The sequence below is a fragment of the Kitasatospora sp. A2-31 genome, assembly GCF_022288725.1.
Lineage (GTDB): Bacteria > Actinomycetota > Actinomycetes > Streptomycetales > Streptomycetaceae > Kitasatospora.
In genome coordinates, this window is the sequence record NZ_JAKNTA010000043.1 from 1 (window position 1) to 12,822 (window position 12,822).

The window sequence follows — 12,822 nt, forward strand, 5'->3', positions numbered from 1 at the left end:
GCCGCATCGCGGCCAGCGAGGTGGTCGAGAACCAGGGCAACGACAATGCGACCTACTCCGTCGACGGTGTGACCCTGGGTACTCCCGGGCCGGCGGGCTCCGCGACGGCGGCGAGCTTCGACGGAAACACGGGCTATGTGACGCTGCCGCAGACCGAGCTGTCCACCTCGTCCTACGCGGCGGTCGGGCTCTGGTTCAAGACCACGGGCTCGGGTGTGCTGTTCAGCTACCAGACGGAGACCTTCCCCGGCAGCGGTACGACGGCGGGGGACTACACCCCCGCGCTCTACGTCGGGACCTCCGGAAGACTTCACGGCAAGTTCTGGGCTGGCTCGTCCATCCCCATGCAGTCGTCCAAGGCGGTCAACGACGGCCAGTGGCACTTCGCGATGCTGTCGGCGTCCGGGGCCTCCCAGACGCTGTACCTCGACGGTCAGGCCCAGGGCACGCTGGCCGGCCCGGTCCTCGCGCCGGGGCAGCGTGCTGGTGCTGTCGGCGGCGGCTTCACCAGTGCCTGGTGGCAGGACAGCCCGTTCAGTGACTTCACCGGCCGGGCGAGCTACTTCTCCGGCAGCATCAGCGACGTCGCGTTCTACAACCGAACCCTCGGTGCCCCGGCCGTCCAGGCCCTGTGGCTGGCTGGCAGCCAGCCCTCGACCGAGCTGTCTGGGCTGAAGCTCCCCTCCGGCAAGACCCGACTCGCCATCTCCTACGACACCGTCAAGGACCGCGCATCCCAGGTCACCGACGAGAACGGTGGCACCTGGAAGCTCAACAACCCGACCGTGTCCGGCTCCTCCCAGGAGTACCGGGGCCAGATCATGGGCTCCCGGCCGAGCGGCTACTGGCGGCTGTCCGACGGCGCTGGCGTGCAGGCCGCCAACCAGATCTACACACCGCGGCCGACCCCCAACAACGGCACCTACTCCGATGTCGCCCTCGGGTCCGCGGGGCCCATGGCAGGTTCCACCGGATCCGCCTCCTTCAACGGCAGCACCTCCTGGGCCGAGCTGCCGGCCTCCTACGCGCCCCAGTCCGGCCCGGGAGCGCTCGGGATGTGGTTCAAGACCAGTAGCGCCGGCGTCCTGCTGAGCTACCAGTCCTTCCCCGTCAACGCGCCCCACACCCAGTGGGGCCTGCACTGGAACCCGGCCCTGTACGTCGGCACCGACGGGAAGCTCCACGCGCAGCTGTGGACCGGCGATGCCTCCCACACCATGGCCAGTGCCGCCACCGTGAACGACGACAAGTGGCACTTCGCCCTGCTCTCCGCCGACAGCCCCACCTCCCAACGCCTCTACGTGGACGGTGCGCAGAGCGCCGGACCGCTGGACGGCACCATCACCCCCAACGGCGTCGAACACGTCTTCGTCGGCGCCGGCGCCGTCTCCCTCGGCTGGCCCGCTGCCCCCGGCGACGACTCCGGCCACTTCGAGGGCCAGATCTCGAACGTGGCCGCCTTCCCGCACGGCATGGACAGCACGGCCGTCGCGAGCCTCTACCAGCTGGCCACCACCAGTGGCGCCGTCCAGTACGACGCGGCCGTCGTCGACGCCCACCCGACCGGCTACTGGCGCATGGACGACACCACCGGTAACCAGGCCACCGAGCTGATCTCCTCCGCGGCGCTGGCGCAGAACCGAGCTAGCTACCACAACACCACCTGCTGCCAATCCGGCCCCTGGGCCTCCGGCACTTCCACGGCCACCGGCTTCAACGGCGCCAACGCGTACGTCCAACTGCCTCCCAACACCGCGCCCAAGCACTGGGGTGCGGCCACCGTCGAGCTCTGGTTCAAGACCACCACCCCCGGCGTGCTGTACAGCCACCAGTCGTTCCCGATCGACGGTAAGCCGATCAATGGCTCGACTGATCACTGGAACCCGGCGCTCTACATCGGCTCCGACAAGAAGCTCCACGGTGCACTGTGGACCGGCTCGGCCGACAACGCCCTGGTCTCGGCCAACACCGTCACGGACGGGGCATGGCACCACGTCGCCCTGACCGGCGACGGCTCCGGCCAGACCCTCTACCTGGACGGTGCTCCCACCGCGACCAGCACCACGGCGCTGCCCATCACCTACAACGGCTCGGCTTATGCCTACCTCGGCGCCGGGTGGACCGGCGGCTGGCCCAACCCGCCGTCGGACCAGGTCGGCTACTTCAACGGCGCCATCGCTGACTTCTCGACCTACCGATACCGGCTCACCAAGGACACGGTCTCCGGCCACTACAACCGCGCCACCTCCACCGCCGTGATTGGAGGCTTGGACGCCGCGAGCGCCTACCGCACCAAAGTGATCCAGGACAGCGCCCTCGGCTACTGGCGCCTCAACGACCCGTCCGGCTCCTGGTACGCCGCCAGCCAACTCGGCGACGCTCGCCCCGACGTCAACACCGGCAACCTGACCGACGTCCTACTGAATGGCAACGGCCCCTCCAACGACCCCAACCAGAGGTCGGCCGTCTTCAACGGCACCACCTCGCAGATCCAGCTCCCGTCCGACGCCGCACCCGTTCACGGCCCAGCCAGCGTCGAGCTGTGGTTCAAGACCACCAGCGGCGGACCGCTGTACAGCTACCAGGACTTCCCGGTGGGCGGCCCCCTGGGGAATAGCTGGAACCCGGCGCTGTACGTCGGTTCGGACGGCCGCATCCACGGTGAATTCTGGATGGGCTCGGGTGCAGTCATGACCTCCGACCGGACCGTCAACGACGGCAAGTGGCACCAGGTGGTCCTCGCTGCCGATGACAGCGGCCAAACCATCTACATCGACGGCCGTGCCAGCGCCTCTGACACCAGCGGACGCAAGATCACCTTCAACGGCACGCCGTACGTCTACATCGGAGCCGGCACCACCACCGGATGGGGCTGGCCCGGAGGCGGCGCCGACCACTTCAACGGCAACATCGCCGAAGTCTCGTACTACAGCACCCGCCTCGACCCGGACACCGTCACCACCCATTACAAGTCCATGGGCGACGGCGGCACCGCCACGCCCGTCACCACCGCCGTCGTCACCGACCCGACCGGCTACAACCTGACCTACCAGTACGACACCCGCTCCTCACGCCTGCTCTCCCGCAGCGACGGCTACGGCAACACCACCCGCTACAGCTACGACACCGCCGGGTACCTCTACGCCGTCAGCGACCCGAACGGCCACACCATCACCACCGGACACGACGCCCGCGGCAACACCGTCTCCCGCACCACCTGCCGCGGCGCCGGAAGCTGCCAGACCAGCTACGCCACGTACTACCTGGACACCGGCAACCCCTTCAACCCGGCCAACGACAAGATCCTGACCTCCAGCGACGCCCGGTCCTCAGGCCCCGGCGACACCACCTACACCACCCGCTACGCCTACGACGCCAACGGCCAGCTGACCTCCACCACCACCCCGGCCACGCCCGACTTCCCCCGGGGCCGCATCAGCTACACCCTGCGCACCGATGCCACCACCCAAGCCCAGGACGGCGGAACCGTACCGGCCGGACTGGTCCGGGCCCAGACCGGCCTGCTCGACGCGGCCGCCTACCCCGACCCGAACAAGATCCCCGCCGACCAACAGACCACCTACACCTACCGGACCAACGGCGACGTCGCCTCCGTCACCTCCCCGCTGCGCCCCAAGGTCACTTACCGCTACGACAACCTCGGCCGCACCATCAGCCAGGCGTACGGCTGCGACGACTGCCCGGGCGGCAGCGCTTCCGCGCCCCGGATGCTGGAGACCAACTACACCTGGGACGGCCAGGACAACCAGGTCACCCGCACCGACCCTTACACCACCGACGCCGTCACCGGCGCCAAGCACACACGGCAGGTCACCACCGCCTACGACGTCGACGGCAACCAGGTGAGCCAGACCGTCGCCGACACCACCGGCGGCGACCAGCCGCGCACCACCACCTGGACGTACGAACCCGACACCAGCCGGGTGAAGCAGGTCAAGGACCCCGGCGGCCACCTGACCTCGTACACCTACGACCGCTACGGCAACGTCGCCACCCAGACCGACGCGGCCGGCACCACCTACAGCTACAGCCACTCGCCCATGGGGCAGCTGCAGCAGACCGCCGTCACCAACTACACCGGCAGCAGCGCCACCCCGACCGCACCGCGCTGGCAGGTCGTCGACTCGCGCGGCTACGATCCCGCCGGCCGCCCCGCCACCGCCACCGACGCCATGGGGCGCACCACCCACACCTACTACAACGACGACAACACGGTCGCCGAGGTCGACCTCGACGGCTACCACAACACCGACGGCACCCTGCGCAACGTGGTGCTCCAGCAGAACACCTACGACGACGCGGGCCACCTCACCCAGCGGGTCACGGGTAGCGGCAGGACCACCACCGCCACCGCCTACGACGCGGCTGGCCGGGTCACCCGGACGAGCGTCGACCCCGGAGGCCTCAACCTCACCACCACGTACACCTACGACGTGGCCGACCGTCCGACCAGTGTGGTCAGTACCGGCGGCGGGGACGCGAGCTCGACCCAGATCGACTACGCCTACGACGTCACCGGGAACGTGCTCAAGCAGACCGCCCGCAACCAGCCCGCGGACTCGGTGGTGGCGTATGGCTACAACAGCCGCGGGCTGCGCACCAGCACCACCAGTCCGAACGGCAACGCGGTCGGCGCCGACCCCTCCGCGTACACCAGCAGCGTCGGGTACGACGAGGCCGGTCGGCCCACCGTCACCACCGGCCCGCTGTTCAGCGCGGAGTCGTACGACCCGACCAGCCGCGGAAGCAAGCCGCAGCAGGTCCGGCCGATCAGCCGGACTGGCTACGACACCTACGGCCAGGTCACCTCCCAGGTCGACCCGCTGGGCAACACCGTCACCAACACCTACGACCTGGACGGCCACCAGATCGCCGTGGCCGGCGCCGCCTACACCGACCCGCAGTCCGGCGCCAAGGTCACGCCGACCTCCACGGTCGAGTACGACGCACTCGGCCGGCCCGTCAGGACCGTCGTCGACCCGACCGGTCTCAAGCTGACCAGCACCATGCGGTACGACCAGTTCGGCAACGTGGTGCAGACCACCCTCCCGGCGAGCGGAGGTGCCACCGCACCGACCGTCACCAAGTCCTACGACCTTGACGGCGAACTGCTCTCCAGCACCGGCCCGACAGGCGCGGTCAGCCAGTCCACCTACGACGACCTCGGAAGGCGCATCACCAGCACCCAGCTGGAGCGCTACCCCGCGGTGGCGGCCTACACCAGCACCTTCACCTGGGACGACGCGGGCAACCAGCTCAGCTCCACCCTGCCGGGCGGTGCCGTCAGCAAGGTGAACTACAACGCTGTCGGCCAGGTGCTCAGCGCCACCGACGCGACCGGCGTCACCGTCCGCTTGGCCTACGACGGCCTCGGCCGGACCAGCCGGGTGACCAGGGCCGACGGGACCGCGACCGTCACCGGCTACGACCGGCTCGGGCGGACAGTGAGTACGACCGATCTGGACACCGCAGGGGCCTCCGTGGCCACCCAGTACGCTACGTACGACCCGGAGGGGAACGTCGTCAGCGCCACCGACAAGGTGGCGAGCAGCGCCGACATCGCCGCTCACTCGCGGCAGTTCAGCTACAATGCGGCTGGCCTGGCGGTCCAACAGGTCGAACCGGTCGCCGCCGGGCAGACGATCACCACATCGGTCGGCTATGACGCTGGCGGGCGCAAGACGCGCTGGACCAACGGGAAGAACGTTGCGGTGTACTACACCTACAACTCCCTCGGGCTCCCCGAGTCGACGGTCGAACCGCCGACCACCGCCCACCCGAGCGCCGCCGAAGGCCTGTTCACCACCAGCTACGACGCGGCCGGACGAGCCGTCACGCTGACCGAGCCGGGTGGCGTGGTTCGCCGCCGCAGCTACGATGGCGCGGGCAACCTGATCCAGGAGAGCGCCACGGGCGCCGAGGTGGCGACCCCGGACCGCACCCTCGGCTACGACGCCGCCGGCCGCCTGATATCCGTCGGCACTCCCGGCACCACCCCGGACACCTACACCTACAACGATCGCGGCCAACTGCTCACCGCCGCGGGTCCCGGCGGCGCCGGCAGCTACACCTACAACGGCGACAGCCGGATGACCGCCCGCACCGACGCGGCCGGCACCACCGCCTTCGGCTACAACGCCGCCGGTCAGATCACCAGTGCGACCGACCCGTTGACCGGCGCCACCGTCGGATTCGACTACGACACGGCCGGTCGCCTCACCACCGAGCGCTACGGCACCGGTGGCGGCAGCCGCAGCTACGGCTACGACAACCTCGGCCGACTGCGCGACGACACCGTCAAGAACCCGGCCGGGGCAACGGTCGCCTCGATCGGCTACAGCTATGACGTCAACAGCCGGATCACCAGCAAGACCACCACCGGCACCGTGGGGGCCGCCAGCAACCAGTACGGCTACGACCTCGCGGGACGCCTCACCAACTGGAACAACGGCACCATCGCCACCGCGTACACCTGGGACGCGGCCGGCAACCGGATCTCCGCCGGCGGCGTCACCTCCAGCTTCGACGAGCGCAACGAGCTGCTGAACGACGGCACCACAACGTACAGCTACTCGGCCCGTGGCACCCTCACCGGTAGCACTGCCCAGGGCTCACAGCCCAAGGACGTCCAGTTCGACGGCTTCGACCGGATGGTCAAGGAAGGGCCGTCCACGTACACGTACGACTCGACCGACCGCGTCGTTCGGAGCGGGAACACCGCCTTCACCTACGACGGCGGCTCCAATAACGTGGTCACGGACGGCACCGCCAGCTACACCCGCACCCCCGGCGGCAGGCTCCTGGGCACGGCTGCTACCGGAGCAACGCCCAACCCCCGCCTAGTGATCAGCGACCAGCACTCCGACGTGGTCGCCACCATTGACCCCGCCGCCAAGGGCGTCGCCGGCTCCACCGCTTACGACCCCTTCGGCAAGCCCACGGCCAGCGCCGGTGCCACCAACTCGCTCGGATATCAAAGCGGTTGGACCGACCCCGCCTCGGGTGACGTCAACATGGCCGCCCGCTGGTACCGACCCGGCAGCGGCACCTTCGCCTCGCGCGACTCCTGGCAGCTGGGCACCACCCCGTCTATCCAGGGGAACCGGTTCACGTACGGCAACGGCGACCCGATCGACTCGACGGACCCGTCGGGGCACAACCCCTGCGAGACCATTCGACACTGGGTGCCGTGGCGCATCCCGCTTGTGTGCATCCCCGACCTGCCTATAAAGCTCCCGTATGGTTCGGAGGATTTCCGAGGCGGGTTCTCCGACGGGCCGCGGATTGACTGCGACAAGTACTGGTGGACGACTGACTGCGGCGGCTCCGGCTATCGGCCAGCTCCCTCGGTAACAACTGAACTGAACAGGACAATCACATCCACAAGTGACCTGAGGAGAATCCCCCGCGGAGGCGGCTCAGGTGACGGAGCCCCCCGCAACACGGGCCCGCACAATCGTCGCCCCGGCCCAGGCAGGCCTTCCGGCCCGAGCAGGCCTTCCGGTCCAACCTTGCCCAGGCCCAAGCCGCCGGCCGATACCCGCCCGATCAACGACAACGACCGCCCGCACGCTGGCCCCAGTGCGATTGACTTCTTCACGGACACCGTCGTGACCGTCGGCACCGCTGTCGTCACCACCGTGGTGGTGGAGGGCACCCCGGTGGTGGTCGGCGCTGTCACCCTCGTCGGCTCTGGGGTCGTCGCCGGTACCGAGGCCCTAATCGACGTAGCTGACGACCTGCTCACCGAACCGAAGCCAGAGCCCCGCGGAAGGCCAGCGCCCGCGCCAGATGACGACTCCGGTGACTGTCGAAATGGCTTCGGTGGCGGGTGGCGCAAGTACTCGCCGGTTGACCAGGCGAATGGCTCTCGTGCCACCGGCGCGGAGGCGTGCCTTACTAAGGATTTCATCGACAACACCCCTGGGGGCGATGTCGTATCGTCCGGCAATAAGGCGGTGACCCCGCCCGCCTATGCTTGGGCGGCAGGATATGCGTACAAGCTCGGCAACGGTCCGGCGTGGAAATGGCGAAACAATTGCCACCTGCTGGCCAGCTCGCTTGGCGGGGAGGGGGCGATCTACGAGAACCTCGCTACCTGTGCCCGCACGGCGAACTCAACGCGTATGGACACAAGAGGGCCGGAGAACCCAAAGGGGAACATGGCAAAGTATGAGGCGCAGGTAAAGCGTATTCTGGACGATCCCGCGCATTATCCGGGCGCAGTAGTTCACTATCAGGTAACCCCGAAGTATGACGGAAGCAGGGTGGTTCCGACCGATTTCCACATGGAGGCAACCCTGTACATGCCGGGTGCCGGTACCTCCCGCCTGTTTAAGGTTGACGTACCTAACGAGATGTACAGTCTCAAGGACGGACAATGGCACAATATGGGCAACGATGCCCCGACACGATGGGAGCCGTAGAGTGAATGACGGTCAGTCCAACACGCTTGCAGCTATGTCGGCTATCAGGGAGCTGCTGTCATGTATCGGGCCGACCTGCGGGGACTCTGTCGACTGGGGTGCCGCAGAGAAGCTGTACGGGAAACCCTTCCCCGGTGACTACCAGGCTTTCGCGGCCGCCTTCGGCGGCGGCTCGATCGAGCAGGTGGTAGGAATCCGCATGCCCGCGGTCACTCCGGACGAACTGCACGGGAATACAGTGTCGAGGATCTCCGAAGCAGCGCTCGCGGACGAGGCGGTGAACAGGTGGCGTCCCTCCGAGCAGGGCCGCCACCGGCTGGAGGACCTGCTCATCTGGGGGGAGACAGCCGCGGCCGACACCCTCTGCTGGATCACGGCGGATCCGGACCCGGACCGCTGGCCAGTCGCGGTGTACTCGCGTGGGAACCTTGAGTGGTCGGTATACTCGTGCGGTATGGCCGAGTTCCTGCTCAAGCTTCTGCGCAACGAGTGGCAGCCATGGCCGATCAGCGATGCCTCTCTCCAGGACATGGCGGACCCGCGCTTCCTGCACGACAAGGACGAGGCGGCGGGATGGGAGTCGGGCAGCGACCCCTGGGAGTGAAGGCAGCGCCTCACGAGAGGCGCTGTCGACTCGCTTCGAGCCAACCCCTGTCAAGAAACGAATCCCAAACCGGGAGACATGGCTGCCACTCGAACGCCGTGCGCATCGTTCGGGTGATCGGTTCGCGGCCAGCGCATGGAAGAAGGGCCTCTTGCGTAGTTCGGTGATGTCGAGTCAACGAACAGCCAGGAGGCCCTCGTGCGTCACCCTGGCGTGCCAGCCATGCTGCCCGGCGCCGAGAAGGACCTGACCGCGTGCAAGCCAAGCTGGCGAAAGCCGCCGCCACGATGGGCATGGAGATCTCCGACCGGATCGGCCTGTCCTGCCACGTCTTCCGCCGTGCCGGTTCGGCCGGCGGCCCGAAGGCGTCGGTGCAGGTCCCCATCGCGCCGTGGCTGGGGCTGGGCGACGGCCGACCTCCGGAAGTGCGCCAGTGAACCGCGGGCCGAGCGTCATGCGGACCAGATCGGACAGATCCTACTCGCACCGGATCGGCCTCCAGCGGCGTGGCGCGCAGTGCCTTTGCGCGGTGGCCCGGTGACCCCGCTTCGCGGCGCCACCGACAGGAGGAGGAAGGCGGGTGAGTTGGGGCCCGGAAGGGTGACAGGCTCGGCAACGCCGGCGGGTCCGCGCCCGGCCCTCGGCCTACTGCCATCTCATTCCGAGTTGGGTGAGGCGTTCGGCGCGGGTGGTGGGGATGGTGGCGCGGCGGTTGCGGCTGTTGGCGATGAACAGGCCGAGGCTGATCTCCACCACGGTGCCGTCGTCGAGTGCGAGGGTTTCTTTGTGTTTGCGGGGGACGTTCAGGTGGCCCTCGCGGGCCCGGTACTGGGCGGCGGCGGCGAGGTTCCGGGCCTCTTTCTCCGCGTGCGTCACCTTCCCTGCCGGCTTCTGCTCGGCGGGAAGCGGCACGATTCCGAGGACGTGCTCCAGCACCCACTGCTGCGCCGGGGCGAGCTTGTCCCAGCCGACCTGCTGCGCGCGCCCCCACCCGGCGAGGTCTTCGCCCTGGACGACGACGCTGCCCGGCGCGGCGCCGGCCAGGGTCCCGCCGTCCTTGACGTGCCGCCAGGCGAGGGTGAAGCACCGCTGCCACTCCACCGACCAGGTGGGGCACCACGCGGGGTCGATCTCGTCCAGCGCGGCTTTGCGGTCGGCGCTCAGCGCCCCGGTCCAGTCCAGGCCGGTCTCCCCGGCCTCAGCGCGGCGCTGGAGCGCCTCGGTGCGCCGCTGGGCAGTGCGCAGGTTCTTCATGATGGTCCCGACGGGCCGACCGCCCCAGACGGCTTCGTTAGGCGGGCAGGCGTGTCCGTGTTCGGCCGCGTACCCGGCCACCGCGGTGAGGTTGTCGGTGAAGGCGGTGTCGAACGCCGACCAGACCATGCCCAGCTCGTCGAGCTCCTTGATGCGCTCCGGGTCGAGGACGTCGGCGGCCTTGTAGCGGCGCTGGTCGGCCACCCACACCCCGAGCCGGTGCCCGGACGGCGCGACGTAGGCGTACGGGACCTTCACATCCCCGAATGCCTTCCGGTAGGCGCGCAGCTCTTCCAGGCCCCGCCGGAACTCGGCCCGCTCCGGCTCCAGCACCCGGGTACGGATGAACGCGGCGATTACCGCTGGATCCCGCTGAGTGGAGAACTGCAGCAGCTGCGCCTCGCCGCCGGCGGAGCGGAACTCCTCCACCTCCCCGGCGTGCCGAGGCTCGCGGGGGGGCCGGGTCTCGGACTGGGGCAGGGCCAGGCGTTCGACGGCGGCCGCGTCGTGGGCTCGTAGGGCCATGAGGAGCTTGCTCAGCCCGTCGTAGGCCCGGGAGGTCAGCAACTGGTCGCCGTTCTCGCCAGCCCCGAGGAGAACGGGCACCACGATGGTGGCCACCTTGCCGCTACCCGGCTTCATGCGCAGCGCCCGCCCGACGGCCTGGACCAGATCCACCATCGACCCGCGCACGTCCGCGAAGAACACCGCGTCGCAGTCGAAGGTGTCCACGCCCTCCGACAGCACTTTTACCGAGGCCAGGACATAGCGCAGCAGCCGCCACCCGTCCTCCCGGATCAGGGAGGCGAACGTGCCCAGCACGGCCCGCCGCTCGGCCGACGTGTGCTCGGCCTCCAGCCACGTCGTGCCGACCAGCGCCGGATCCGGGTGCAAAGCAGGGTCCTGCTCCCACAGCAGCCGGGCGACGTCGCCCAGGCCGGTGCTGAGCGCCCTCGCCTCGGCGACCATGTGGTGGAAGGACAGCACCCGGCTCAGGTCCCACTCCGCGCAGGCGGTCAGCAGGGCGGTCTGGAGGGCCGCGAGGCGGGCGCCCCGGTACTCCACCGACATCTCGTGCGCACCGCGCTGCTCCAGGCCCTGGAGGACCGGGTCGGACACGTCCACGCACACGATCCGGTAGGGGGCGATCACGCCGTCGGAGATCGCGGTGCCGAGGGGGTAGTCGTGGGCGACGGGCCCGAACAGCGTCTCGTCGTCCATGGACGCGATGAGCTCGGCCGTCTCGATGCCGGCCGTTCCGGTCCCGGCCGCCGCCCGCAGCCGATCGGTCTCCTTCATGGCCCACAGCCGCGGGGTGGCCGTCATGAACAACCGCCGTTCACACGGAATCCGGGTGTTGTCCAGGATCGCCGCCCACGGCCGCCCCGCCAGGCCACTCACCCGGTGCGCCTCGTCCACGATCGCGAGCGAGAACGGCTCCAAGCCCTCCTGGTGGGCCTTCTCCAGGTGCCCGAGGCCCAGGCTGGCGTACGTGGCGAACACCGTCACCTTGCCGGGCCCGGCCGTCCACTTCATCAGCTCGGCCGGGTCGGTGGTGCATCGTAGGCCCACCGGCTGCTCGTTGCCCGTCAGCGAGCAGAGCCCGACCATCTGCCCCCCGCGCCCCTCCCGCTGCCAGACCTCCACCGTCTGCTCCAGGAGCGGCAGCGAGGGCACGATCACCAGCGTCCGCTCGGCGTGGAGCCGCGAGGCGACGTGCACGGCCGTGAGCGACTTGCCCGAGCCCGTCGCCGCGCGGATCTGGCACCGCAGCCCCTCCGGCGGCACCAGACCCGACGCTGGCAGCGTCAGAAGTCGTACTGCCGAATCGCAAGCCTCTTCCTGGTGCGGACGCAGCTTTTTCATCATGACGGCGATTTCCCTTCCCCGGAAATTGTGAGACGCAGAGACGAACTAGAACCGAGCCTTTTAACGATCCCAGCTATTCAGCGAACCCCAGGACGTGACCCCACTGGAGCCTGGCCTGGCGCAGGTCAGTCCACGCCGCGTCCCAGTGCCGTGAGCCCCGCCCCTGGGAGCGGATCAACAGCATCAGGGCCACTATCCTGCCCTCCAGCACGTCCAGCTCCGCCTCCTGTTCAGCCGTCAGCCCCGCGACGTCTCCCGCAGAGGCCCCGTCACCAACGGGTGCGTTGACCAGGCCATCCCCGCCGTTCACCACGTTTCCCTCCGCGTTCTCTAGAGCCGATTTCTGCGGGCCCTTTTCAGAGCACTGAACCCGGGCGATCCTGCCGATTACAGGGGCACCCGGAGCCTGTCTAGCAATCCAGAGTCTAGCGGGCTGCTGTCTTTGATGCACGAGAACGGGCGAAGCCCGCCCCCTCCACCATCCCAACGAGTGACCCCACCCCATGACCACCCATCACCTCCCCACCCACCCAGGCGCGAAGCGCCCCACCCCCACCCACCAAGGACCGAAAGCCCCCACCCTGACACCCACCCAACTCCGCAGCGAAGCGCGGAGTTTACCCACCATCCAACCCCACCCAACCACCC

General features: G+C 68.9%; 4 protein-coding genes. 3 read left to right on the top strand and 1 reads right to left on the bottom strand.

Going from position 1 to position 12,822, the window contains the following annotated elements; translation table 11 throughout:
* Positions 1–20 precede the first annotated feature (20 nt).
* The 3 genes from MCM47_RS38315 to MCM47_RS38325 all read left to right on the top strand — a co-directional run bounded on the left by MCM47_RS38315 (position 21) and on the right by MCM47_RS38325 (position 9,488).
* A complete protein-coding gene (locus tag MCM47_RS38315; protein ID WP_238951586.1) occupies positions 21–8,447 on the top strand; it encodes a LamG-like jellyroll fold domain-containing protein in 8,427 nt (2,808 codons plus the stop codon).
* A 34-nt stretch (positions 8,448–8,481) separates the two neighbouring features.
* Complete coding sequence (locus tag MCM47_RS38320) at positions 8,482–9,051, top strand: SMI1/KNR4 family protein (protein ID WP_238951584.1); 570 nt, start codon at positions 8,482–8,484, stop codon at positions 9,049–9,051.
* Between the two features lie 254 nt (positions 9,052–9,305).
* A complete protein-coding gene (locus MCM47_RS38325; protein ID WP_238951583.1) occupies positions 9,306–9,488 on the top strand; it encodes a hypothetical protein in 183 nt (60 codons plus the stop codon).
* Positions 9,489–9,696: 208 nt separating this feature from the next.
* Here MCM47_RS38325 and MCM47_RS38330 read toward each other — a convergent pair whose 3' ends face one another.
* On the bottom strand, positions 9,697–12,174 hold the full coding sequence (locus MCM47_RS38330) for a DEAD/DEAH box helicase (RefSeq protein ID WP_238951582.1): 2,478 nt from the start codon (positions 12,172–12,174) through the stop codon (positions 9,697–9,699).
* Positions 12,175–12,822 lie beyond the last annotated feature (648 nt).